General features: G+C 68.0%; 18 protein-coding genes and 2 pseudogenes. 12 read left to right on the forward strand and 8 right to left on the reverse strand.

The genetic code is table 11. The features are described from left to right. Window positions 1-44: 44 nt before the first annotated feature. The 3 genes and pseudogenes from ACE4Q9_RS34985 to ACE4Q9_RS34995 form a co-directional block, all read right to left on the reverse strand. On the reverse strand, window positions 45-2,726 hold the full coding sequence (locus tag ACE4Q9_RS34985) for a tetratricopeptide repeat protein (protein ID WP_397988766.1): 2,682 nt from the start codon (window positions 2,724-2,726) through the stop codon (window positions 45-47). Window positions 2,727-2,752: 26 nt separating this feature from the next. After that, on the reverse strand, window positions 2,753-3,145 hold the full coding sequence (locus tag ACE4Q9_RS34990; protein WP_397988767.1) for a hypothetical protein: 393 nt from the start codon (window positions 3,143-3,145) through the stop codon (window positions 2,753-2,755). A 173-nt stretch (window positions 3,146-3,318) separates the two neighbouring features. Further along, window positions 3,319-4,157, reverse strand: a pseudogene (locus tag ACE4Q9_RS34995) (IS5 family transposase). Between the two features lie 1,390 nt (window positions 4,158-5,547). Here ACE4Q9_RS34995 and ACE4Q9_RS35000 point away from each other — a divergent pair. After that, window positions 5,548-5,955: pseudogene (locus tag ACE4Q9_RS35000) on the forward strand (methyltransferase, FxLD system); the annotation flags it as partial. A 327-nt stretch (window positions 5,956-6,282) separates the two neighbouring features. Here the strand turns inward: ACE4Q9_RS35000 and crr are convergent. Further along, a complete protein-coding gene (gene crr, locus ACE4Q9_RS35005) occupies window positions 6,283-6,795 on the reverse strand; it encodes a PTS glucose transporter subunit IIA (RefSeq protein ID WP_397988769.1) in 513 nt (170 codons plus the stop codon). 368 nt (window positions 6,796-7,163) lie between these two features. On the opposite strand from crr, the gene ACE4Q9_RS35010 reads away from it, so the two are divergent. The 5 genes from ACE4Q9_RS35010 (at window position 7,164) to ACE4Q9_RS35030 (ending at window position 11,807) form a co-directional block, all read left to right on the forward strand. Then, on the forward strand, window positions 7,164-7,910 hold the full coding sequence (locus ACE4Q9_RS35010; protein ID WP_397988771.1) for a DUF721 domain-containing protein: 747 nt from the start codon (window positions 7,164-7,166) through the stop codon (window positions 7,908-7,910). A 119-nt stretch (window positions 7,911-8,029) separates the two neighbouring features. Continuing rightward, window positions 8,030-8,656, forward strand: coding sequence for a hypothetical protein (locus tag ACE4Q9_RS35015; protein WP_397988773.1), 627 nt, complete (start codon window positions 8,030-8,032; stop codon window positions 8,654-8,656). A 149-nt stretch (window positions 8,657-8,805) separates the two neighbouring features. Further along, entirely contained in the window at window positions 8,806-9,477 is a 672-nt protein-coding gene (locus tag ACE4Q9_RS35020; protein ID WP_397988775.1) for a hypothetical protein, read from the forward strand. A gap of 218 nt (window positions 9,478-9,695) precedes the next feature. Then, complete coding sequence (locus ACE4Q9_RS35025) at window positions 9,696-11,228, forward strand: hypothetical protein (protein WP_397988777.1); 1,533 nt, start codon at window positions 9,696-9,698, stop codon at window positions 11,226-11,228. A 279-nt stretch (window positions 11,229-11,507) separates the two neighbouring features. After that, window positions 11,508-11,807: a hypothetical protein gene (locus ACE4Q9_RS35030; RefSeq protein WP_397988779.1), complete on the forward strand. Its 300-nt coding sequence runs from the start codon at window positions 11,508-11,510 to the stop codon at window positions 11,805-11,807. A 117-nt stretch (window positions 11,808-11,924) separates the two neighbouring features. On the opposite strand, the gene ACE4Q9_RS35035 is transcribed toward ACE4Q9_RS35030, so the two are convergent. Beyond that, window positions 11,925-14,087 carry a tol-pal system YbgF family protein gene (locus tag ACE4Q9_RS35035; protein WP_397988781.1) on the reverse strand — a complete coding sequence of 721 codons (2,163 nt, stop codon included), beginning with the start codon at window positions 14,085-14,087 and terminating at the stop codon, window positions 11,925-11,927. 246 nt (window positions 14,088-14,333) lie between these two features. Here ACE4Q9_RS35035 and ACE4Q9_RS35040 point away from each other — a divergent pair, with 246 nt between their 5' ends. Next, entirely contained in the window at window positions 14,334-14,972 is a 639-nt protein-coding gene (locus tag ACE4Q9_RS35040; protein WP_397988783.1) for a hypothetical protein, read from the forward strand. A gap of 331 nt (window positions 14,973-15,303) precedes the next feature. After that, entirely contained in the window at window positions 15,304-15,738 is a 435-nt protein-coding gene (locus ACE4Q9_RS35045) for a transposase family protein (protein WP_397988785.1), read from the forward strand. A 183-nt stretch (window positions 15,739-15,921) separates the two neighbouring features. On the opposite strand, the gene ACE4Q9_RS35050 is transcribed toward ACE4Q9_RS35045, so the two are convergent. Continuing rightward, window positions 15,922-16,410 (reverse strand): hypothetical protein, encoded by a 489-nt coding sequence (locus ACE4Q9_RS35050; protein WP_397988787.1) that lies wholly within the window; start codon window positions 16,408-16,410, stop codon window positions 15,922-15,924. A gap of 167 nt (window positions 16,411-16,577) precedes the next feature. Then, window positions 16,578-17,051: a recombinase family protein gene (locus ACE4Q9_RS35055; protein WP_397988789.1), complete on the reverse strand. Its 474-nt coding sequence runs from the start codon at window positions 17,049-17,051 to the stop codon at window positions 16,578-16,580. A 133-nt stretch (window positions 17,052-17,184) separates the two neighbouring features. Here ACE4Q9_RS35055 and ACE4Q9_RS35060 point away from each other — a divergent pair, with 133 nt between their 5' ends. The 3 genes from ACE4Q9_RS35060 (at window position 17,185) to ACE4Q9_RS35070 (ending at window position 23,709) form a co-directional block, all read left to right on the forward strand. Continuing rightward, on the forward strand, window positions 17,185-20,313 hold the full coding sequence (locus tag ACE4Q9_RS35060) for a Tn3 family transposase (protein WP_397988791.1): 3,129 nt from the start codon (window positions 17,185-17,187) through the stop codon (window positions 20,311-20,313). Window positions 20,314-20,478: 165 nt separating this feature from the next. After that, window positions 20,479-22,311, forward strand: a complete 1,833-nt coding sequence (locus tag ACE4Q9_RS35065) for a hypothetical protein (protein WP_397988792.1) — start codon at window positions 20,479-20,481, stop codon at window positions 22,309-22,311. A gap of 564 nt (window positions 22,312-22,875) precedes the next feature. After that, window positions 22,876-23,709 (forward strand): IS5 family transposase, encoded by an 834-nt coding sequence (locus tag ACE4Q9_RS35070; RefSeq protein ID WP_397988885.1) that lies wholly within the window; start codon window positions 22,876-22,878, stop codon window positions 23,707-23,709. On the opposite strand, the gene ACE4Q9_RS35075 is transcribed toward ACE4Q9_RS35070, so the two are convergent. Beyond that, entirely contained in the window at window positions 23,684-24,133 is a 450-nt protein-coding gene (locus ACE4Q9_RS35075) for a hypothetical protein (protein ID WP_397988794.1), read from the reverse strand. The genes ACE4Q9_RS35070 and ACE4Q9_RS35075 overlap by 26 nt on opposite strands. A 136-nt stretch (window positions 24,134-24,269) precedes the next feature. Between ACE4Q9_RS35075 and ACE4Q9_RS35080 the strand changes: the two genes are divergently transcribed. Beyond that, window positions 24,270-24,482 carry a cold-shock protein gene (locus ACE4Q9_RS35080; RefSeq protein WP_397988886.1) on the forward strand — a complete coding sequence of 71 codons (213 nt, stop codon included), beginning with the start codon at window positions 24,270-24,272 and terminating at the stop codon, window positions 24,480-24,482. Window positions 24,483-24,577 lie beyond the last annotated feature (95 nt).

Genomic DNA, 24,577 nt, shown 5'->3' on the forward strand with positions numbered 1-24,577 from the left:
AGGTGACGGTGGCTGGCCGACGGGGTTGACGATGTGTCGAGACACTATCGAGACCCGGTGCGCCGCCTTCGCTTGTTGAGGTGAGTACGTAAGGACGCCAGGTCTTCGGCCGCTCCCGGAAATCCGGCCTTGGCCGCCACCCGCCACCATCGCTCGGCATCGCGTGTCCGGCCCAAAGCGAGGCTGATGCGACCGAGGGTATAGGCAGCGGGGACGTTGCCCGCCTCGGCCGACTCGGAGAGCAGGCGCAGCCCCTCTTTGTTCCGCCCGGACTCGACAAGCAGCCGGCCCAGGTTAGCCACCGCGTTGGCGTGCTCGTCACGGACAGCCTGGCGAAACCAGAACTCGGCCTCCGTAGGCCGATCCTGGGGCACGAGGAGGATGCCGAGGTTGTTCGCGGCATCTGCATCGCCGTGCAGTGCGGCCTGGCGATACCACACTTCGGCCTCGTCCATACGCCCTGCCCGCGCCCGGGCAAGCGCTAGGTTGTACGCAGCACCATTGTGTCCGTTGGACGCTGCTTGTCGGAGCCATATTTCAGCCCCTCTGCTGTCTCCCTGCCCACTCAAAACGAGCGCGAGGTTGAACGCGGCATACGTGACACCACCCTCTGCCGCCTTGCGCATCCACGAAACCGCCTCCTCAGGCTTCCCGGCGGACATAAGAGCTACGGAGACATTGTTCGCCGCTTCTGGATTGCCGAGTTCGCCGGCCCTACGCCACCACCCCAGCGCCGCCTCCTGATCTCCTCTTTCGTTGAGTAGGACCCCTAGGTTGAATGCCGCCTCCGCACTGCCTGCCTCCGCACTGCCCGCTTCCGCCGCGTCGGTCAGCCATTGCTCAGCCTCAGCGCCGTCGCCCTGCGCGTACAGCAATGCCCCGAGTGCCGCCATAGAAGTGACATCACCCAACAGGCTGCCCTTGCGCAGCCATCCCTCGGCCTCCTCGCTGCCCTTGTCGTACAGAGCCACGCCCAACGGGCCGTACGCCTCGGGTCGCCCGGCGAGAGCGGCCGCGCGGTAAAAGTGCTCCGCCTCGTCGCTGTCCCCGCTCATGCGACCCCAGACTGGCCCGGAGTGCGCGTTGACGCCTCTTTCCGCGGCTAAGGCGAGCCACCGCTCTCCCTCCTGCCGTAGCTCCCTTGATTTCTCACCGCGGAGAATGACCCCGAGGCGGTAGGCGGAAACCACGTTGCCCCCCTCAGCCGCCTTACGTAGCCACCGGTAACTCTCCTGAGCACGCCCGGACTCGGCAAGAAGTACGCCGAGATTGTGCGCAGCCGACATGAAGCCGTGTGAGGCAGCGACCCGATACCAGTGTTCTGCCTCGCTGCGGAAGCCAAGGTCGTCCACGTAGAGGGCATACTGGCTCGCGGCGCCGCGGTGGCCGGCCTTCGCCGCTCGCATGAACCAGACCAGCGCGGCAGGATGGCCCTGCTTGGCATAAAGCCGACCCAGTTTGAATCCAGCTTCTGCCTTTCCGTTTGAGAAATCTCTTTCCCAGCGTTGAATCTCCTCCTGTCGAGCCTGCAGACCCGCCGGTGACGGCAGGTCCCAGATACGCTGCCGAATTTCACTGAGGAATTTATCGTGCAGTTCGTCGATGCGCTCTCGTGGACGCACCTGGAAGCCGTACACCTCAGACAGGTATGTGTCGCACAGCCTGCCAAGGTAGTCGCGAGTGAAATGACGGCGGAGGCTGAGATCGGAGCGCTTTAGAACGTCTTCATCATCACCCATGTGGACGGCGTACTCGGTCAAGAGCAGGATTGCGGTGTAGAAAGCCTCGATGGCCTCGATCATCAGGCGGACGCCAAGCCGAACGATGACAGGAAAGGGGTCGCCGTTGTTCTCCTGCCTCGACAGGCGCGGGTCAATCGCCCCATCCCCGATATCTGGATCCATGGCCGCCCGATAGTGCACGAACGCGAAGTAGTTGACCATGGCAACGGCAGCACCGCAGTCGGCGGCCACCTCGTTGTGCAGCGGGATGGCGGTGTCACGCTCGGCTACCAACTCGTCCCGCATGGCGGGCGGGATAGCCTGCAGAAACCGCTCTCCGACGTGGGGAGGTTGCTCCTTGAAGTGGTCCTGCCAGATGTGACCCAACTCGTGCTGCAGAACGAAGGAGATCCCTGCAATCCAGACCCGGCGCTCCTCTTCGGCTATGCGAGCTTGGAGCCGGGCCGGTATCCAGGGCGCGTACCTGGCAGCGCCGAACAGCGACAGGAGGTGAACCGGCTCCTCTCGACCCGGAGCCGTGATGTGCAGGTGACTCAGCACCCTGTCCTCAAGAGCCTCACGCACCAAGTGGCCGTCCGGCGTACCAGGGGCGTACGCGGCGGGAAGTTGGAGCGCGATCTCGGTAGCCAGACCCAGCGTGATCGCTGAGATCACGATCACGTACCCGCGGCATTCACCGGGATCCTTGAACACCCGCGACTGGTGTGCGTTACCGGCGACGCACACGGCCTCCACCGTGCCAGCCAGGTGCAGTGCCCGACTGTGATCTTCTGGCGGTGTGGAGGCCAGAAGGCCGTCGAGGTGAACACGCAACTGCGTGTTGATCTCGTCGACTTGACGCCAGCCAAGCTCGATGTCACCGCCGCCAAGCTGCCGCACGACGGCAGGATCGGAGAGTACTCGACTCAGCCGAGCCGCTTCCTGGGCCAGTTGAGGATCTTGCAGGTGCGCGAAGAGCATGCTGCGCTGCATGCCGATGCTCACGGTGTCGCTCCCGGCTGCTTGGCTGTTTAGGAATCCGCCTCCAGCATCGGACGCAGAGCGTCGACGGCAGACGACACGTCCCCACCAGCGTCTTTGTAGACGATGTTGCCCTCTTCGTCGCGGATCACGATGGTTCCGAGCGGAAGTGACGTGTCCCTGCGGATGGACACATCGCCGTCGCGGACGTCGATGAGGACGCCGCGGCGGAAGTTGCGGACCAATGTCGTAATCAGCGCGACAATCGAGCTACTCGTCACCATGGCAGTCAGGAGGACGTCCGACAGCGCCGCACTGCCGAGCGCATCCACTCGCCGCGCTGTGATGCCGTGCCCCTCCAAGTCGGTCATTACCTGGGTCACGCCGGCCGACTCTGCCAGAATATAGACGGTGGTGCCCGACTCCTGTTGGGACCTGCTCATGACAGACGTACACCCCTCCCATATGAGCACACGTCAAAAACTGTACCGGGTACCACCTTTCAGTGGGGCTGATATCGGCTCCTAGACGGCGTCCGCTCACAAGCCGCGATCCACAACGCAGTCACCGCCGGCACTGAGAGGGCGTTTGATCTAGGCGGATTGCCGCTTATGCCCTAGTAGGTTCCTCGCCAGGTTGGCGTGGTCTCGTCCGTTATGCGCTTGGCGAGATTGTCGATGGACGCGACGTGGATCATGGCCTCGGAGCTGGCGGTGAGGGTTTCGTAGTCGCGGGCGAGGCGTCGGTGCATCATGATCCACCCGATGCTCCGTTCCACCACCCAGCGTCTTTTCACTACGTGAAATCCGCGAACTCCGGGGTTCCTGTTGACGACTCGACGTCGATTCCGAGCTTCGCCCCGTGCTCGACGACGGCGTTCTTGAAGCCGGTGTCGACCCAGCTCTTGGAGATGGTCGGATACGTTTCCTTCGCTTGGTCGAGGAGGCGTATTCCCAGGGCGTTTTCGTGGAGGCCGGCGGCGGTGACGGTCACGGCGAGGATGAGGCCGAGCGTGTCGGTCAGGATGCCGCGCTTGCGGCCTACGATCTTCTTGGCGGCATCGGTCCCCTGGCTGGTCACAGGCACGTTGCTGGAGGTCTTCACGCTCTGGGTGTCGATGACGGAGGCGGTGGGTTCGGGCTTGCGGCCCTCCTTCGCGCGGGCCAATCCCGTGAGGTCGTAGTTGAGTTGGGCGAAGATTCCCTCGTCGCGCCAGGCGGCGTAGTAGAAGTAGACGGTGCCGTGCCCCGGGAAGTCGTGCGGGAGGTATTTCCAGGGGATTCCGGTGCGGTTCAGGTAGAGAATCGCGTCGAACACATCACGGAGGTCGACTTTGGGCGGCTGGCCGGTGGGCCGGCGGTCGAGCCGGGCTTTCCGCCAAGCCGTCAACGTCGGCTCGATCAGGGCCCATCGGGCGTCGGACAGGTCGCTGGGGTACGGCTTCCGCTGGCTCACGCCGTAGCGTGATCATGGACTACACCGGAAGTCGTCATTCCGCTGCCCTCAGGCGTTTCTGTGATCTTTTCAAACCAGACGAACTTCAAGGTGCAACCTCGGATGAGACGGACAGTCGAGTTCGCAGCTTCAGGAGGCTCGATAGCCACCCACCCATACACCTCAAAATATGACACGGATCAAAGGCTCTAATCGGGCCTGACCTGCGTAAACGCCCTCTCAGGGGGCGGTTAGTTCCCAAGTTGGTGAGGGATCGGGTTCGCCGGTTGGTGAGGGACCTCTCGCGAATGAGGAATCACCTAGGACTGACTCACCTGATGACGGGCCGGCGTTCTTCTCATCCGCCGTAGGCGAGGTACCGGTAGTTACGGGCGCTGGGGTTGTGGAAAACCCGGCTGACCCTGCTGCGCGTACAGAAGCCGACGGTGGTCTCGCGCTTCGCGCGGGTGGAAACAGCCAGCACTCCCCCTCGAAGCCGGAAACCAAGCGCAGCAGCAGGGGTGGGGGGTCCGCGCGGTCGTCGTACAACGGCCCACATGAGCCCGCACATCTACGCCGTGCTGGAGCCGGTGCACCTGCTGCTGGAGCAGGTGACCAGCGACTTCGTCGCCCGGCAGATCGCCCGTGAGGTGGGCCGCCAACTGCGTGAGGGCACCGACACCGAACGCCTGCAGCACCGGCTGACCGTCCGGTTCGCCAAGGTGATGCTCTCGGAGATCCACGACCCGGGCCGGTGGCTGCTCGGGGCCCTGCCACGCTGGGGCTGCGGCTACCAGGACTGCGAGGCCGGTGTGCTGTGGTCGACCGGCAAGGACTGCGAGGTGTGTGCCGAGATCATCCAGGACAAGGCCGCCGCCCGGCGCCGTGCCCAGCGCATCGAGCAGGGCCTGTGCCCCGAGCACGGCACCCGTCCCGGCCCTGGCGGCCGCTGCGTCGACTGCGTGCTGGACGACGCGGCCCGCAACCCGGCCCCGGTCACGGCGCAGCGCGAGCTGGAGGGTCCGGCCGTGCCCTCGAGGACGGCCTGTGCAAGCTCTGCCGGGAGGAGGCCGCCGCGCTGGGCGCCGCCGACGTGCCTGCGCCGACCGCACCGGCCGGGCAGGAGACCTGTTTCGGTCGGGACGGAGACGTGCCGTGCGGGCGGAAGCCTCTGCCGTCGCGCAGCGTCTGCGGTGTCCACCGCGTCCAGCAGCTGGCCGGGGAGGTCGCGTGATGACCGAGACTCCGCAGCTCAGTGGCGTCGACCTGGCCCGCGTCGCGCTGCGCGCCGCCAAGGTGGCAGCGCAGAAGAACGGTGGCGGCCGCACGGCGCAGCCCAAGCCGCGCACGACCCGGGTGGTCCGGCGCGGCGGGCGCGAGCCGATGGGGCTCGGTGCCGCGATCAACGCCGCTGCGCACGGTGTCCCGGCACCGATTCGCACCGGAGACGGACCTCAAGACCGCGTACGACGACGACCTCGCCGTCGTCACCCGCCGGGACGACAACGGCCGCGCGACCAGTTCGGTCAGCGCAGCATGGCTCCAGGCCGACATGGCCGAGCAGCTCCAGCTGAAGCCAGGAGCGACTGTCCTTGAGGTCGGCTCCGGCGGGTACAACGCCGAGCTGCTCGCCCACGTCGTCGGGCCAGCCGGCCGGGTGGTCACGGTGGTGGTGCACCGCACACGGCGGCTGTGCGCGGAGGCCGGCAACGGCCAGGTCACCGCCATCCTCGGCGACGGCGGTCTCGGGGCACCGGGACACGTCCCCGCCCGCGGCTTCGACGGAGTGATGATCACACACAACGCGTCGGACATCGCTTCTGTCGGGCTGCCAAGCGGGTCGTGCTGTCGCATCCCGCGATGCCACTCGCCTGGATGAGACAGCCTCAGTGGGGGTGTCGTGCACGTCGGGGATGTCGTTCCTGACGTTCGCCGTTCAGGACGGTCCAGTACGCGATCCTGGAGGGCAGCCATACGCGGAACGACCGGGAAAATGCCGGGTGTTGCTTGCTCATAGTCCTACGCGAGTGCCATCGCCCTGTACCTGTGCTGGTGCGAGGAGAGCGGCCGGGCTTGCACGACCGGTGTGCCCGTCCAGCTAATGGCCCAATGAACCGAGCCGGATGTCCCAGCGAGGAAGAAGCGCCTACTTCTTCAAACGCAGGACCGCAGTCTTGCCCACCGTGACCGACCCCGAGAGCTTGGTCAGCTTCTGGATCTCATCCATGTTCGAGATGACCAGCGGAGAGAGAGTGGACCTGGCCTTCTCCTCCAAGAGCGGCAGATCGAACTCCAAGATGGGATCGCCTGTCTTGACGCGCTGGCCCTCTTCGGCAATGCGCTTGAAGCCCTCACCTTTCAGCTCACTGACATCGGTGCCGAATTGGAAGAAGAGCTCGATCCCATAGTCCGTCTCCAGGCTGAACGCGTGATTGGTCTCGAAGATCTTGCCGATGGTGCCATCGGCCGGGGCAACGGCCTTGTCACCAGTTGGCTTGATGGCTACGCCATCTCCAACGATCTTCTCGGCGAAGACCACGTCAGGCACGTCTTCGATGTTGACGATCTCACCAGAGACAGGGGCAAATACGTCGATCAAACCAGCGTAGTCGTCCTTGTCGCCCTGAATGAGACCACGAAGTCTGTCGAAGAGGCCCATCAGAGACTCCCATCCTCACGGCCCCGCACAGGCGGGGACCTCGAATTTCAGCTCCCTACCCCCACCCACGCCGCACAAATCCGTGGTTCTCGGCCCTCCGTGCACGACACCTGTCGCAGATCATCCCATGGCAAATACCCATATAACCAGCGCAGACACACCAAATACCCGCGAGTAGCCAGACAGAACGGCACCCCGGCCTGGCGCGCGCAACTCCGTGACGGAGCGCGGCTTGTGGTGCCGCTGGAGATGGGCGGCTATACCCGCTCTCTCACCCTGGTCCGGCGCGGCGACGTCACGGGCACCCTCACCACCGCGGAGCCGGAGAAGTTCACGCGCTGGGAATGGCACGACCCCCACGGCCTGGGATGTCTCGGCCCAGTGTTCACCCCGAGCGCGCAGGCCCTGAACTCCGTCTGGCCCGGCGTTATCCCCGGCCTGCCGCCGGTGAATGCCTATCCGGTCGCCACCGAACTGGCGCCTGTGCCCGGGGAGCCGGCCGCGCGACGCTGCGGGAGCGGTGGGCGGCCATCGCCCCGGAGCTGGCCGGGCACGTTGCCGCGGTCGGCTACGACGCCGACACCGGGCGGCTCACCGTGTGCCCGGAGTCGGCGGCCTGGGCGACGAAGACCCGCTTGGAGCAGGCCCGCGTCATCGCGGCCGCCAACGAGTCGGCAGGCCGCACGGTGGTGCGCGCCCTGAAGATCCTCGCGCCCGGCACGATACCGGTGCCCGAGCCGGCCGACACCGATCCGGCGCCAGCTGCCCCGCATGCCGGACCGGCGCGCACCCGCGAGACCGCCTCACCCGGCTATCGCCGCGCCCTCGAAGCGCACCGCGCGGTTGCGCCGCCGTCGCGAGTGGACCCGGCCATCGCGGAGGCGATGGAGCGGCAGACCGCAGCGATGCGCGAGCTGTCCTCCCGGGCGTTTCCCGAGCCCGATGTCGTGCCGGACGATGCGCCAGCCCCGATCGAGCGAGGCCGCACACAGCGCCGCCGCCAGGCCGCAGCCACCGAGGCCGCCGAGGCCGCCGAGGCCGCCGCCCTGCGCCGGGCCCGCGCGGAGAAGACCGGCCGCCAGCTCGTTCCGCAGCACCTGGAGCGCACGGCGTGAGCGGGGCCGACGTGCTGTGTTCTTTTCCAGTGGCTGAGCCGGTATCCGGTCATCTACCGAAGGTACGGATGGCTGATCACCCTCTCGTGCCCGGCGCCCGAGGAAGCCACAGTGGCGCGATGGACGCAGGACTCGCCGCCGTGCTCGGTGCCACCGTCGGAGCCCTCGGTACAGCGGTGACGGGAGCCACCGCCGCGTTCCTCAGCCGCAGCACTGCCCGCCACCAGGTTCGCACCGAAACCCTCCGGGCCCTGCGGGAAGCGCGGCGAGCCACGTACACCAACTACGCGAAGACCATCGACCACTACCTGGACAAGCTCGACACCACACTGATCCTCTTGGAGCGGGTAGAGCGCTTCCCGGAGCAGCGCGACCAGTGGGTGGAGAACGCCCACAGGCGCTGGAACGAGGCCCTCAGATACCGGCAGACCGAGGTGGACACCCAGAGAGTCCTCCTACAGTTGGACGCCACGCCACAGGTGTCAGAGGCGGCGTTGCAGGTGGCCAAGTGGTGTGTCCTCCTGAGCCGGTCGACCGGCCGAGCGATCGCTGATCTCAAGGGGCACGACCTGGACACCGGCCCCCTTTCGCCGCCGTCTGTGGGGTACACCCAACTGCTGGTGGCAGAGGGGTTCGACCCAGAGAAGCCTGACCTGGAGCGTCTGCTGTCGAGAGGACGCGACGCTTACAGGGCCTTCCTGAGCATGGCGGCCGCCGACCTGGGGGAGAGCGGGGTTCTGGCCTGACCTGACGAGTTCTGCGGTCCCGGAGAGTGCGTCGTGGCCGACCTTACGGGCGGACCGTACGTACACCTGTGCTCCCCGCAATGAGCGGTAAGTGGCCTCCCGCGCGGGGGAGTTTGTGGCCATCTACTGCTCGTCCGTGAGGGGTCGTCATGGGTTTCGTCCACCGAGCGGTGCCGCCGGTGCTGCTGTCCTGCCTGCTGCTGGCGGGCTGTTCATCCGGTTCGCAACCAGGATCGGCCGCCTCGGAGAAGGGCGGTGCGCCGGCGGCAGGACCATCCGGGACGGGTGCATCCGCAGAGGCGGCGAAGATCCCGGTGGGGCCAGGGCCGCAGACGACGTACACGGTGCAGAAGCAGCCGGCCGCGGGCAGTTGCCGCTACCGGTACGAGAAGGGCGAGCCCCTCGAGGACCTGGCGTGCACGCCGGGGGCCACGTCGCCGGCGGTGACGCAGGCGACGCTGGGGTCGACGATCTGCCGCAGGGGCGGCTACACGAAGGGGATCCGGCCCCCGGAGAGCGTGACCGGTCCGGAGAAGCGCGCGAACACGGCCTCCTACGGCTACACCGGCCGTCTCGGCGACGCCGAGTACGACCACCTGATCTCCCTCGAACTCGGCGGCGACCCCAACGACGCCCGCAACCTGTGGGTCGAGCCCCCGGACCCCGGCCACAAGACCGGCTCGGGCGTGAACAACCTCAAGGACCCCGTCGAGTCGAAGCTGCACACCGCGGTCTGCTCCGGGAAGGTGCCCCTCCGCGCCGCGCAGCAGGCCATCGTCACGGACTGGACCACCGCGTTGTCCAAGCTGGGCCTGGCCTGACGGCCGTCTGACTACGGGATGCGTCCCGGATTTCGCCCCGGCCATGCAGCCGCGGGTGCGGGAACACCAGGCCCCGAGTGCGATGGAGCAAGGCGCCCCGATCCTCTCAGGCGCCCAACACCCCTGTAATTCGAACCGTCTGGCCCTTACCTGTCGGGTTGTCAGTGGTCGCCTCTACCGTCGAGGGAGAAGTCCTCCGACGGTGAAGGCGGTCCACGTTGGCGAACATCGTTTGGCACACGACGCTGGGTATCGAGCTTGACCTCACCCGCGAAGACCTGGGGCATGAAGCGCTGGTCGGTCTGTGGGACGACCTCTACAAGATGGACCGGCTGTACGCGGCGCGGGACGTGCCGGTGTCCAAACGGGGACTGCAATGCGGCGGAGTGTGCAGGAGTGCGGGTGTCGTCGCCTGGATGTACCTGCGTTTGCGGGAGAACGGACGGCGCGAAGCAGTGCACGAGCGCGCGGAGGACGAGGCGCGGCACCGTGCGGCCCTCTCCGACGAGCACAAGGCCTACCAGGAGCGGATCGTAAAGACCTCCGAGGAGGCTGGCTTCCCGGCGGACAGCGAGGTGCGGACCAGCATCGGACCACGCTCGTGGATCCAGACCGACACCCTCGTACGGGGAGAGGGCGGGCTGCTGATCGGCTGGGAGGTTCAGCTGGCCACCGCGGGGGCGCACGGGCCGAAAAGTGTACGGGCGCGCGCCAACCGGGCGATGAAGAACGGGATCACGCCGGCCTGGCACACCGATCGCAGGGACTACGCCCGCCGAAGCGACACTCACTGGACACGCAGCGACCTGCTGCCCGCCGAGGTGATCGCGAAGTCGAAGGACCTGCGTGTCGTCTCGGGGTTCCGCGTGCTCGACTTCTGGCGCTGTGATCTCCATGCGCTGTACCGCTGCCCGGACTCCCAGCGCCGCTGCGGCAAGATGCACGCCACTCCCAAGCCCCGCGACGTGTTCTTCGACGACCTCGTGCGGCAGACCGCCGCCGGCCTGATCGTGCCGGTCGAGTTCAGGGACGGCTCCCGGACCCACCGGTTCTGGGTGACGGACTCTGACCGGGACCGGTACGCGGATCTCACGAGTGGCCGCCCGGTGTCCCCCTCTCCCGACCTGGAGGACTTGGACCTCGGTCCGGTGAAGGAAGGCAGCCGCCGGGCGCCGACCTGCCGTCCCATGCTGTCCGCGGGCAGCTCGCTTCCGCCGGTCACGCTCCCCTCCCTTCCGGCGGGCACTGGTGCCCCGGGCGACTCGGTCGCCTCGGCTGTTCCGGCCGGCGCGAGCGTCAAAATTCCCCGGCAGTGCGTAGAGGCCGACAGCGTGGCGCAGACCCAATCGAATTCGAACGCGCATACCATTTCCGGTATGGACCAGACTGACTTCCCCGACGACTTGCTCGCCGCTCAGACCCGCTTGCACCGGGCTTTGGGAGAGCTGTCCGCGCTCTTGCGGTCCCTGCCCTGGTCGGTGGAGCCCATGGACGGCTGGCCCGGCACCGAGCACCCCCACACCGGCGAGTTCACCGGGGGCCGCGAACCAAGCCCCGGATGGACCGAGGAGCAGAAGGCGGCCGTCACCCGGCTGCGCCAGGATTGCCTGGAGCTGGCCGCCACCGTGACCACCCATCCGCACTGGGCATCTTTCCAGGGCGCCGACGCTGTCAAGGAACGGATGCGCCTCAAGCACCAGACCGAGTCCGGCGCCGCGGTGACCGCAGCCGACCTGACCGCCGCAGCCTGACCTGCATCCGCACTCGACTCGCGCCCGTGTTGTCCCCGCCTCGTTCTTGCGGCCGGCCTGACCGGCGTCCCCCCGGCAGGCTCTCCCGGGGGAGGGGGACGGCGGGCTTGGCCGTGTGCTGATCGTCGCCGGGAGGGCGGCCAACCCGTCCCTGGGCCGGGTGGACGACTGTGTCATCCGCATAGGCCGGATACCGGCGTGAAGGCGGCCAGCCTGCGCGGATAGGAAGCAGTGGGCCAGGTCTGGGGTGTGGGGGGCCGCGATATGGTGGGGGTTCTGATGAACACCACACCGGATCTGGGGGAGCCCCGCGTGGCCGAGGACAGCATCACGCAGAGGGAGCTCGAGGCGCTGACCCGCCGCCTCGAAGCGGTCGAGGACCGCGTCGAGGCGATGCAGGTGCAGACGGGTGGCAATTTCGCGGCGGTCATCGAGGGCCAGGCGGCGCTGCGCCGCGAGGTCCGCGATGGGTTCGCCAAGGTCAACGGCCGTTTCGATGCCCTTGAGGCAAAGATGGACCAGAACCAGGCGCAGATCGTCGAGCTGCTGACGGCACTGGTGGGCAAGAACCCGAACTGAGGCTGATCTTTTCTGGCGCTGCGGCCCGCGAACACAGCAGGTGTTCGCGGGCCGCAGTCGTGTATAAGGCCGGCCGCCGGGGCACGGAGAGGGCGGTGCCGTACTCCGCTCTGGGCGTTACCGGTGGTAGTTCTGGCGGGTGGTGACGAGGGTGCGCCACCGGGCGCGGGTGGTCTGTTCGCCGTCCAGCCAGTGCGGCGGGGTGTGGTCGGCGGGGAGGGGGAGGCCAGCCATGAAGGAGGCGATGTCGACGTAGTAGGCGTAGTCGCCGCCTTGGGTCTGTTCGCGCAGCCGGGAGATGGTGGCGGCGAGGGCGTCGTGGTCGTCGAGGACGGCCTGGTGGAACGCCGCGGCGAGTTCGAGGGTGGGGGCCACGGAGGTGAGGCCCGTGATGTCGAGCTCCGTGCGCAGGGCCTGGATGCGCGCGTCGAGTGCGGGATCGCCGGCGTCGCGGATCAGGGCGGCGATGGCCGCATTGATCGTGGTGGCGCGCAGGTCGAGGGTGGCGAGTAGCTGGTGGGCCAGGTCGATTTCGTCGTCGGCCTGGCGGGGGTCGTAGAAGGCGACACTGAGCGCTCGCAGGGCCTGATTGTGCGCGGCTTCCCCAGCGACACCGTGCTGCTCGGCTTCGGTACGTCCGGCGAGGTAGGCGGCGGCCGCGGCTTCTGGTTCGCCTTGCAGCCACTTGAGGTCGCCCAGGACGCGGTGGTGGCGTCCTTCCCATCCGAGGGTCTGCGCTGCGGCCAGTGCGGTGGGGAAGTCCCCGGCGAGGCGGGCGGAGTGGGCGAGGCCGCGTCGGGCGGCGGGGGCGAGACGGCCGTTGCCGTCGGCGACTTGCTGGTATCCGCGGCGTGCTTCCTCGCTGTGGCCGGTGTCGCGGTAGGCCTTGGCCCGGTAGTACAGGGCCATCTCCTCGGGGCCGGCGGGCAGGAGGCGGGTGTCGAGGACGGCGGTCAGCCGCTCCACGGTGCGGGCGCGGTGTTCGTGCTGGCGGCGGGTGAGGGTGCTGAGGAGTTCGACCAAGGCGTCGGCGGCCGTGTCCGGGCCTGTCCGGTCGCCGGCGCCGGCGTCGGTGTCGGGCGGGGCGATCGGCTCCCAGACGGAGTCGCTGATGTAGGCCCAGGCCGCGTCGGTGAGCCAGCCCAGTTCCAGGCGGTGAGTGGCGGCCAGGCGCAGGCTCTGGCGCAGGCAGCCGACCAGGAGGAGCCGGTCGCGGTCGGATCCGCCCTGCCACTGCTCGCCGAGGGCGGTGAAGGCGCGTTCGGCGGCGCGCTGCCAGTCGCTACGGCTCCAGCGGTCGTCGGTGTGGTCGTCTGCACTTTGGATGGTGGAGCGGATCAGCCCGTGCAGGTGGTACGGCCACAGTCCGAAGGGGTTCTCGCGGACGAAGGGGCGCTCGATCAGTCGCATGGCCGGCGCCTCGTGGGTGAGGCCGGCGGCCCGGGTGGCCAGAGGGATGTCGAAGGCGTCCAGGAGGCTGACGGAGCGCAGGACGTGGCGCTCGTCGGGGGTCAGGTCGGCCAGGGTGCGGGAGATCAGGGCCGGGAAGTCGTGGTCGAAGTCGCAGGAGGTGGGGATGCGGCCGGTGCGGCGGATCTCCAGGAAGCGCATCACCGACAGGTCGAGGTAGAGCGGCAGGCCGTGGCTGCGGCCGGTGATCACGGTGCGCAGGGCGTCGGGGATGAGGGGCTGTCCGTCGCGGGAGAGACGGCGGGCGAGGTAGTCGTCGCAGTCCTCCGGGGCGAAGTCGCCGACCAGGACCTGCCAGCCGCCGCTGCTGGTGGGCAGCGGGGTGCGGGTGTAAGGGGTGTCGGCGGCGGCCAGGCCGGGCCAGGCCTCGAGGCCGGTGAAGTCAAGCTGACCCTGGAGGCCTTCGTCGGCCCACTGGAGCCGACCGCGCCCGGTGATCACCCACAGGGCGTTGGGCATCAGCCACACCACGCGCTGGATCATCCGCTCCAGATCGCGGCGGGTCCGGTCGCCGACGTCCTCGAAGGTGTCGAGGAGGATAACGGGGGTGACGCGCTTGCGGTCGGGGAGACGGGAGATCTCCCACGCGAGCAGGTGCGGGTAGTAGGAGAGGGCGTCGAGATCGGGCTCGGCCTCCAGCAGGTCGGCCAGCCGTGTGCATCCGGCGAGCGCGCGTACGGTCTGGTGCCGCTCGCGCAGGGCCCGCACGAGCGCGCCGGTGACCTGGCCGACGACCGATCCGAGCATGCCGGGCAGCGCGAGCATCTGGGCCGCCTCGCCGAGCGCGGACTGCATCTGTCCGGGCAGCAACTGCCCGAACCGGGCGGCCAGTGGCTTCGTTCACTTCAAGCAGCAGCGTTTGTGCGCCAGTATGGGCAGCAGTTGGCGATCTTGAGGCACGTGGATGTTCATGAGAAATGACGTCACCGCGTGGAGCCGGCTCGCTGCAAGCACGCTTTAGAAGGTTCTCTCGGTGACCGTGGGGCACCGCATCGGTTGTGGCGTTGATTCGTTGATCAGTAGGCCATCCGACCAACCGATCATGGAGCAGTGTCCGTGAAGATCAGCATCGCGTGCAGGACTGTCCTCGTGGCGGCTTGCGCCCTGGCCGCTCTTGCCCCCTCCCAGGCGTTCGCCGCCCAAGCCCCGGGGTGCCCGAAGAAGAACATCGCCTATCTCGACGCGCAGAACCGTGAGGAGGATGCCGGGGCTAAAGTCACTGCAGCTCAGCAGGCTTACGACCAGGCCAAGTCCGACCGGGCGAAGTTCGAACAGACGGCCAAGGCCGGCGACGACCTGCTCGGGGCCTTCATGGACATGAGGACGGGCAGCGGCTATGCCGGAGTGAAACCGGTGGCGGCGGAGCTGAAGAAGTTGCTGGACGCGACAGGGAAATACGATCGGGCCGCCACCGCTGACGCTGCCAGGGCTGAAGCCGACGCGGCGCAGAAGGCCATCGATGCCATGACCGACAACGACAAGGGCAATGATTTTGCCCAAGTTGAACAGGCGAAGTACCTGATCAAGGAACTGCGTTCCAAGGCCGAGGCGGCGCGGGCGGCGACCACGGCCCCGGACGTCGAAAAGCGTAAGTCTGAGCTGGACACCGCGGTTTCTGAGAAGAAGGACGCGGACAACGCGGTGCGTCCGGCGCGCGACGCTTATCGAGAGTGCCTGGCCAAGGCCAACGGCTGAGAAGTGCCGGGCGGCGCCCGCTCTGGGAGTGGGTGCCGCCCAAGGCGGGAGGGGGCGCGGAGACCAGGGTCTTTGAGAAGTGCCGAGGTGAGCGGTTCGTCTGCTGAGAGCGGGATGTGACGGCTTGTCGGCTTCTGCGGGAGGCGCCCCTGCACGCAGAACAGGCATGGCCGCTGGTGATCATGTGGGTGTCGAGTCCATATGAGCACCGAGCGAGTCCATGCCTGCGCGCCCATCTTCCCGCATGCCGTCATGCCTTCAGCAACTGGGGGAAGCCTCCGGTTCAGCCCCCTTGGAGACAGTCGCTGACCTGCGGAAGTTTCTGGCCACAGTGCCTGACCCGCGGGCCCGTCGCGGCATCCGTCACCCATGGACGGCGCTGCTCACCTCTGCGGCCGCCGCCGTTCTGGCCGGTGCCGCCTCGATCACAGCGATCGGCGAGTGGGTTGCCGACGCGCCGCAGCGCGTCCTGGCCCTGCTCGGGTTCCGGCCCGACCCGCTGACCGGCCTGATCCGCCCACCCCATGCCACGACTGTCCGCCTCGTCCTGGCCGCCGCGGACGGAGATGCCCTCGACCGCGCCATCGGCGACTTCCTCCAGGAACGCCAGGCCCCGTCCCCGGGACGAACGGTCATCGCCGTCGACGGCAAGACACTCCGCGGCTCCCGCAGCGCCACGCGGACGGCCACCGCCCTGATCGCCGCCATGACCCACAGCGGCCAGGTCCTCGCCCAACGACAGATCGACAGGGCCCAGGAGTCCTAGCTCAGACACCAGCCGCAAACTAGCCGGATGATCACGGTCCTTCGCTCGCGCGCGCCCGGCCGGCCGGGCTCTGCCCCGGGCACTGGGGGTCCTGGCCTGGACATCAGGGAGCAAGTAACCCGAAATGCATGGCGGGAGCCCACCGGAGGGTGGGCTCCCACAGCAGGAGCGCTGTACGGTCGGTCAGTCCTTGAGGTTGAACTTCCCCGGCGTCGCCCCCAGGACGAAGCGGAGCCGGCCGTCGGGCTGGACGGTCAGGGGGCGGCCGCCGCTCTGGCGCTGCCAGATCTCGTAGTGGTCGCCCTTGTCGAGGAACCGTACCGGGTCGGCCTTGCGGGAGACGGCCTTGACCCAGCCGTCGGAGGAGTCGATCCACTTGCCGTTGTTGTGAGCGCAGGCGACCTGGAGGTAGCCGCCCCATTCCTGGCCGTCACCCCAGCCGTCGACACACTTGACGTACAGGGCCGGGCCGCCGTTGAGCTCCATGGCCGTGGTAGCCCCATAGCGGCCGCTGGTGAACCGCACGCCGTCTTCGTCCGGACGGTCGCGGATGCCCGCCGAGGAATCGGTAACGATGGAGGTGCTCGCCCCGTCGTCAGAGAAGCGGAGAACGGTACGGCTGCTGTACTCCGAACCCGCGTAGATCCTGAAATCCCCGGTCCTGCGGCCCATGGGAGTCTCCTCGGTGATCGTCTGCCGGTGACAGAGGAAAACCTACGCCCCTTTTGACCGTGGATTGGTGAATCTATCCATCTAACACACCATTTCGTTCGCCGAGGAGCCAGGCGAATACTCCTGGCGCACACCAGCCCCTTGCCTCGGACCGACGGTTCATCCGGTCAGCCAACGACAGGGCTCTGTTCGTCGTGTTCGCGCAGCATCCGCATGACGGTGGCGGGCGAGGGGTGCCGGCCCTTCTTCGTGCCGGTGGTGATGACGAGGCGCTTGGCGATATCACGCAGGCTCATCTCCTGGTCGCGCAGGTGGAGGGCCATGGACAGCATGGACTCGTCGGTGACCCCGGCGCCGCCGATGGTCTTGCCGCGCTTCCGAGCGGACTCGTGGCCTTCGAGAGTGCGGTCGCGGATGTACTCGCGTTCCATGCCGGACATGGCGGCGAGCACGGTGAAGACGATGCCGGATGGGTCGTGCGAGCCCTTCAGCTCTCCGGTGAGGAACTCCAGCCCGACGTCGCTCGCTTTCAGCTCCTCGGCGAGCATGGCGAGTTCGATGCCGCGGCCGAGCCGTTTGTGCTCGTGCACGACGAGGGTGACGGCGACACCGGAGGAGCGGATCTCCCCGGCGAGCTTCACCGGCCTCGGGGAACATCGGTACAGCGGTTATCGGTGAGAACGATCATGGACGTTTAGCAGAGTGATCCACTTCGCCGCTGGGGTTCGGTGAAACGCCTCCGGGCCCGGTCCGGGGCTGGCTACGGTCCGGCTCGTGCCGGTGGAGTTTCTGAGCGATGAGCAGGCCGAGGCGTACGGGACGTTCGCCGAGGAGCCGACGAGGCCCGAGCTGGAGCGGTTCTTCTTCCTGGACGACGTGGACCGGGACCTGATCGCCCTGCGGCGGACGGAGCATCACCGGCTCGGGTTCGCGCTCCAGATGTGCACGGTTCGGTACGTCGGTCTGTTCCTGGAGGACCCGCTCGCGGTGCCGTGGCCAGTGATCGAGCACCTGGCCGTGCAGCTCGGCATCGAGGACCCGTCGGTGGTCAAGCGGTACACGGAGCGGCGCCAGACGCTGTACGACCACGCGTGGGAGATCCGGGACGCCTACGCCTACCACCCCTACGAGGACGCCGAGTGGGGCCGGCGGTTCCGTACGTTCCTGCACGGGCGGGCGTGGACGCACGCCGAGGGTCCGAAGGCGCTGTTCGACCACGCGGTGGGCTGGCTGCGCCGTCACCGGGTCCTGCTGCCTGGGGTGTCGGTGCTGGCCCGGCAGGTGTCGGAGGCGCGGCAGGTCGCGGAGAAGCGGCTGCACGCCACGGTCGCGGGCGCCGCCCGCCGCGCGGACCCGGCGCTGCCCGGGGACCTGGTGGCGACGTTGAAGACGCCGGAGGGCTCCCGGTTCTCGGAGCTGGAGCGGCTGCGCCGCCCACCGACGCGGACGACGGGCACGGCGTTCGCCCGCGCGCTGGAGCGGGTGGACGAGATCGGCGCGTACCGGCTCGGGCGGCTGAGGCTGTCGCAGATCCCGCCGAACCGGATGGCGGCGCTGGCCCGGTACGCGCTGGGCTCGAAGGCGCCGCTGCTGGAGCGGGCGGCGGAACCGAAGCGCACGGCGATGCTCACCGCGGTGATGCGGCACCTGGAGGCGAAGGCGATCGACGAGGCCCTGGACCTGTTCCAGGTCCTCATGGCTACCCGGCTGCTGAACACGGCGAAGCGCAAGACGGAGAAGGAGCGGCTGTCCACGCTGCCGCAGTTGGAGAAGGCGTCACGGGTGCTCGCGCGGGCGGCGAAGGTGCTGTTCGAGGAACTGGAGCTGGTCGAGGAGCAGGCGACGGACCTGGACGTGGCCGCGCTCTGGGCAGCCGTAGAGGAAGTCGCCCCGCGTGCCGCCGTGATGACCGCGGCGGCCACCGTGGTCTCGCTGGTGCCCGAGGACGAGAACTCGGCCGAGGTCGCCATGAGGGCCGCGCTCACGAACCGGTACGCCACGGTCCGTCCGTTCCTCGCGTTGCTGGGCGAGTCGAAGGCCCTGGACGCGGCGAGTGCCGGGAAGCGGGTCCTGGCCGGGGTGCGCGGCCTGCCGGCGCTGGCCCGGCGGAAAGTGGGGGTGAAGCCGCTGCTGCCGCGCGAGGTGGACGACAAGCTCGTGCCGCCGGCATGGCGCAAGGCGGTGTACGCCAACCCCGATCTGCCGCAGGGCGCGGTGGACCGGGACGCCTACGTGGTGTGCGTGCTGGAGCAACTGCACCGGGCCCTGAACAACCGCGACATCTTCGCCGCCCCCTCACACCGCTGGTCCAACCCGCGCGCCCGCCTCTTGGAGGGCCCGGACTGGGACGCGGTCGAGGAGGACGTCCTGGCGGCCCTGAGCCTGGACATGCCCGTCACCGAGCATCTGGCGGAGCTGGTGCGCGGCCTGGACGCCGGATGGAAGCAGCTCGCCGAACGCCTTCAGGAGGCCGGGCCGGCGGCGAAAGTGTCCATCGAGGTGCAGGACGACGGGCGGGTGAAGCTGAACGTCGACAAGCTCGGCGCCCTCGGCGAGCCCAAGTCCCTGACCTGGCTGCGCCAGCGGGTCGAGAAGATGCTCCCGAAGATCGACCTGCCGGACCTGCTGTTCGAGGTGAACGCCTGGACCGGGTTCCTCGACGCCTTCGTACACCTCGGCGACGGCACCACCCGGATGAAGGACCTGCCCACCTCGGTGGTCGCGCTGCTGGTGTCCGAGGCGTGCAACATCGGCCTGGCCCCGGTGGTCAACCCCGGGTACGAGGCCCTGACCCGGGCCCGGCTCGTGCACGTCGACCAGTACTACCTGCGCGCCGACACCATCGCCGCGGCGAACGCAGTTCTCATCACCGCCCAGGCCGACATCCCGATCGTGCAGTTCTGGGGCGACGGGCTGCTCGCCTCTGTGGACGGGCTGCGCTTCCAGGTGCCGGTGCGCACCATCAACGCCGCCCCGTCACCGAAGTACTTCGGGTTCAAGCGGGGCATCACCTGGCTCAACGCCGTCAACGACCAGGTCGCGGGCATCGGACAGATGGTCGTTCCCGGCACGCCGCGCGACTCCCTGCACATTCTGGACGCCCTGCTGAACCTGGACGGCGGGGTGAAGCCGGAGATGGTGGCCACCGACAACGCCTCGTACTCCGACATGGTGTTCGGCCTGTTCAAGATCCTCGGCTACAACTTCAGCCCGCGCTTCCGCGATCTGGACGACCAGCGGTTCTGGCGGGCCATGATGCCCGGCGTCGAGACGGGCCACTACGGTGCGGTGGAGGACCTGGCCCGCAACCGGGTCAACCTGGACAAGGTGATCACGCACTGGCCGGACATGCTGAAGGTCGCCGGTTCCCTGGTCACCAACCAGGTCCGCGCCTACGACTTGCTGCGCATGTTCGGCCGCGACGGCCGCCCGACCCCGCTCGGGGCGGCGTTCGCCGAGTACGGGCGGATCGCCAAGACCGAGCACCTGCTGCGGGTGGTCGACCCGGTGGACGACACCTACCGCCGCCAGATGAACCGGCAGCTCACCGTGCAGGAGTCCCGCCACAAGCTCGCGAGGGACGTGTGCCACGGCAAGCGCGGCACCATCCACCAGGCGTACCGGGACGGGATGGAGGATCAGCTCGGCGCACTCGGCCTGGTCCTTAACGCCATCGTGCTCTGGACCACCAGGTACATCGGCGCCGCAGTCGCCCAGCTGCAGGACGGGGGACACGAGATCCGCGACGAGGACATCGCCCGGTTGTCCCCCCTCAAGCACCGCAACCTGAACCTGCTCGGCCGCTACAGCTTCACCGCCTCCACGCCGGCTGCCGGCGCCCTGCGTCCGTTGCGGGACCCTGACGCGGTTGCACCTGACGATGACGACGACGCAGAAGAGTGAGCCGGCGCAGACCGTAGTCGAGGGTGTCGGCTATGACCGGATGCGCCGCGGGGGCCCGCTCAGTCGAGTGATGCTTCCGTCGATTCGTCCGAGACGGGGATGCGTCCAGTTCGATACGGAACGCGGCTTCATGCCGCGGCTGAAGTGCTTCGAGATGGAGATCAGATGACGGCAAACACCAGTACGTGGCAAGCATCTGTCGAGGGCGGGCAGGAGCGCTTGGACCGGTGGCGGCGGATGCTGGCGGGAGCGCCGGCTGTCGCGTCACGTCGGCGGCAGCGGCGCCAGAACCCGGAAACGAATGTGGCGACAGGGGTATGGCTGCACGCTGCGGCGCGCGCGGAGATGGGGCTGGAGCTGACCGAGTGGGAGCAGTCGTTCTTGGCGCCGCTGGTCGGTGTGCTGGGGGAGGGCGAGGTGTGGGCGCTGGGGCGGGCCTACCGTGAGCAGCGGGAGGTCGGCACGGTGGCGCTAGTGCCGCAGGCGGTCGTGCGGCGTGGCCTCGACGAGCCGTTCACGCCCGAGGACGTTGCTGCGCGCATCCGGGCCGTCGGGGAACTGGCGGCCAACCAGCCCAACGTCGCGTGGGTCAATCGCACTCGCCTGCTGGCGGGGGAGCAGTTGGAGACGGATGCGTTCAGCGAAGCAGCCGATGCCTACGGCTACGGCCTGACCCTGTTCGACGGCGCCCAGTTCGGTACCGCTGCTCAGGAACAGACAGACGGCAGCGCGCCCACGGATGAGGCGGCATCCAACACGCCGTTCAGGGCGAAGCTGGAGTGGGCCGGGTTCCGCTGCCGCCAGGCGGCCGGCGACCAGTGGGGCGGACGGGACGAGATCTACTGGACCGCGGCCTGTCAGTCCCACAACTACAAGTTCCACACGCGCACCGGCGAGACAGGCAGTGTGTCTGGCAACAACGACTACCTCATCCCCGGCGAACATGGCACCGGGAGGATGGCGTTCTTCGATGCCAGTTTCACCGGCAACCTCAGCGCCTTGATGATCACATGCTGGGAGGCCGACCAGTCCAGCGACGCGTGGTACACCGCGCTCGGGAAGGCGCTCGGGGACGCCGTCGACTCGCTGAGTCTGGTCGACTTCGCGCTGAACTTCGTCCCTGGTGCGGACATGCTTGGCTACATGATCGTCGCGATGGACCTCCTGGCGACGTTCTGGGAAGCCCTGCGCAACCACGACGACATGGTCCTCACCCGCGGCTTCGCCCTCAACCGATCGGATCTGAAGGCGCTGTACTACACCGAAGGCCGACGCATGACTCTGCAGTTCAATGCCCGCTCCTCGGGGATGGGCCACTTCGCCCTGAGTGTGAAGTACACGGGCGACACCCCTCCGGGACCTCCTCCGGAGGGGAGCTTCCAGTTCCTCGCCACCGGCTGGACCGGGCTGCTCGGCTCCTCTTTCACCCGCAACCTCGACGCCGCCTGCCTCGCTCCGGGCAGTGCCACAGACGTCTACCTGTTCCAAGGAGATCAGTACGTCCGCTATGACTGCCGCAGCGAGGACATCGGCTACGGCATCAAGAAGCTCTCCGACGGCTGGCCTGGCCTGAGGGGCACAACCTTCACCAGCAACCTCGACGCCGCCTGTCTCATTCCGGGCAGCACGACCCACGTCTACCTGTTCAAAGGCGACCAGTACGTCAACTACGACTGCCGCAACGAGCGGGCCAGCATCGGCAGGCTCTCCGACGGCTGGCCTGGCCTGAGGGGTACAGACTTCACCAGCAACCTCGACGCCGCCTGCAGCGTTCCCGGCAGCTCCACCGACGTCTACCTGTTCAAAGGCGACAAGTACGTGCGCTACGACTGCCGCAACGAACGGATCCGCAACGGCGTCCAGAACATCATCACCGGCTGGCCGCGACTGGCCGACACCGAGTTCGCCTACAACCTCCAGGCCGGCTGCGCCGTCCCCGGCAGCGGAAAGGACGTCTACCTGTTCAAGGGCGAGCGTTACGTGCGCTACACCATCTGACATGCCCTTCCCATGTGGTCCGTCCCCGCGTGGTGCAACGGCAGTGGGCCACGAAGCAGTAGAACCAACAGTGCGCCGCAGGCACGGCCGGCGCGCTACCGCCCGGGGCGAGCTCACGCGGGGACAGACGGACGGGCGCCATCCGCCGGGGCAGCCCGGGTGCCCCCTGACATTGAACCTGGACCGATTGCCAGGGAAGTTGGACAACTACTACGTCCTGCCAGCCGCCGCCCGACCACGGCAAGGTCTCGGCATAGGCGCCTGATCGCTTCAACTGCGCGGGAACGCCGTGGTCTGATAGAGCCGATCACTACCCTTAGACGTCATCCGCATACCGATCAGCAGGTTGTGGGGTCGAACAGGGGTCTTGTTCGGGTGATCGGGGTGCGGTCGGTGCATGAAGGCAGGGCCTCGCGGTAGCTCGGGGTTGTCGAAGCCAACGAGCACCGGGAGGCCCTGTTGCTGCAGTCTTTCGTGGTCGCGTCCGTGGAGTCCAACTCGCCGTCTCCATCGTGTGACTGTCTCGCGCACAGGTTCGGCAACGCGGCTGACGGGCCGGAACGTGTGCGGTGTTACGGCTCGGATCTGACGGACGCGGAGTGGCAGGCCGTCCGGCCGTTGCTGCCGATTCCGGCATGGTTCCAGGGCCGGGGAGGCCGACCGGAGAGCTATTGTCACCGCGTGATGCTGGACGCGGTGCGCTACGTGGTCGACAACGGCGTCAAGTGGGCCAGTCTTCCGGCGGATTTCCCGCCGTACCGGCGGGTGCACGCTTTCGCCCGACGCTGGCAGGTGGCGGGTCTGCTCGGCGAGTTCCACGACCGGCTGCGCGACCGGGTACGGGAGAAGGAAGGCCGCGCGGTGGACCCGACGGCCGCGATCGTGGACTCGCAGTCCGTGCGGGCGGCTGCCAACATCCCGCGCTCGACGTCCGGCTGGGACGGCGGGAAGAAGGTGGGCGGCCGCAAGCGGCACCTGGTGGTCGACTGCCTCGGCCTCGTCCTGGCCGTCACGGCGACCGCGGCGAGTGTCCAGGACCGCGATGCCGCTGTCGGACTGCTCGATGGGCTGCGCACGAAGTACTTCTCGATCCGCCTGGTGTGGGCGGACGGCGGATACGCGGGACGGCTGGTCGACTGGGCGGCCGAGAACCTCCATCTCACCCTGGAGATCGTCCGACGCACCGACGACACGAGTGGGTTCGTGGTGCTGCCGCGCAGGTGGGTGGTGGAAAGGACGCTCAGCTGGCTCATGCGTTCACGTCGTCTCGTCCGGGACTACGAGACGCTGCCCGTCATGCACGAGGCCATGGTGCTGTGGTCGATGACGATGCTCATGAGCGGCCGCCTCGCCGGCCGGCACTCGGCAGGGTTCAGCCGCTCTGCGGCAAAGCGGTGAACACTCCCGGCCGCACCTGCCGGATCCAGCCCCGCTCCGCCAGTCGTTTCGCCTTCGACCGCACCCCCTCGACCTTCGCCGGCACCGCCTGGAGCCCCAGCGCCGCAGCCAGCTCCTGACAGCGCATACCCTCCCGCCCGACGTCCGACCCCAGCAGTTCCACGATGTGCTGGTAATCCACTGCCAGCACGGATACCGCCATGCCCTCGGTCCGGTGCGGCACCCTCGATCCCGCAACCGCCCCCTTCAGCGAAGACCCCGGCGCCGGGGCCGGCGCCACGGTCAGCACCTCCGTCACCGTGACCCGGGCATCCACCAGACGCTGAAGCGCACGTTCCGCCTCATCGAGCGCGGCGCGCAACCGCGCCACCTCCTCCCGGATCCCCTTCTCTCGAGCCTCCAACAGACCGATCACCGACGGCATCAGCCACCTCCACGACCGAGAAGAGCGGACGAACACACCCATCTCTCCCGCCGCGAGGCACCACTCATTCCCACCTAGGCCGAACCAAACGATCACGTTCGGAAAGCGGATGACGTCTAGAGAGAGCGGCAATACATTGAGTAATCGCCAGCAAGGCACCGTGAAGTGGTTCAGCGATGAGAAGGGGTTCGGCTTCATCACCCCCGAAGGCGGAGGTGATGACCTCTTCGTCCACTTCAAGGCGATCGAGGCCGACGGCTTCAAGAGCCTTAAGGAGGGACAGGCCGTGTCCTTCGTCGTCGAACGAGGACTGAAGGGCATGCAGGCCGCTCAGGTCCGGCCCGAGTAGCACCCTCGCACCGTGTGGTCCTGTTGAGGAGCCAGCTTCAGCAAAGGGCGCCTCGCACCTTCTGACCGGGGTCCAGCTTCGATGGCAATCCGTCC

Origin of the sequence: Streptomyces sp. AM6-12 (assembly GCF_044327085.1) — a bacterium.
GTDB lineage: Bacteria > Actinomycetota > Actinomycetes > Streptomycetales > Streptomycetaceae > Streptomyces.

Coding starts and splice junctions, on each gene's coding strand:
- ACE4Q9_RS35075 (WP_397988794.1), bottom strand. CDS start 24,133: ATGCCGTCGGTGATCGGTCTGTTGGAGGCTCGAGAGAAGGGGATCCGG.
- ACE4Q9_RS35015 (WP_397988773.1), top strand. CDS start 8,030: ATGGACGCAGGACTCGCCGCCGTGCTCGGTGCCACCGTCGGAGCCCTC.
- ACE4Q9_RS35030 (WP_397988779.1), top strand. CDS start 11,508: ATGAACACCACACCGGATCTGGGGGAGCCCCGCGTGGCCGAGGACAGC.
- ACE4Q9_RS34990 (WP_397988767.1), bottom strand. CDS start 3,145: ATGAGCAGGTCCCAACAGGAGTCGGGCACCACCGTCTATATTCTGGCA.
- ACE4Q9_RS35020 (WP_397988775.1), top strand. CDS start 8,806: ATGGGTTTCGTCCACCGAGCGGTGCCGCCGGTGCTGCTGTCCTGCCTG.
- ACE4Q9_RS35050 (WP_397988787.1), bottom strand. CDS start 16,410: ATGGGCCGCAGGACCGGGGATTTCAGGATCTACGCGGGTTCGGAGTAC.
- ACE4Q9_RS35065 (WP_397988792.1), top strand. CDS start 20,479: ATGACGGCAAACACCAGTACGTGGCAAGCATCTGTCGAGGGCGGGCAG.
- crr (WP_397988769.1), bottom strand. CDS start 6,795: ATGGGCCTCTTCGACAGACTTCGTGGTCTCATTCAGGGCGACAAGGAC.
- ACE4Q9_RS35010 (WP_397988771.1), top strand. CDS start 7,164: ATGTCTCGGCCCAGTGTTCACCCCGAGCGCGCAGGCCCTGAACTCCGT.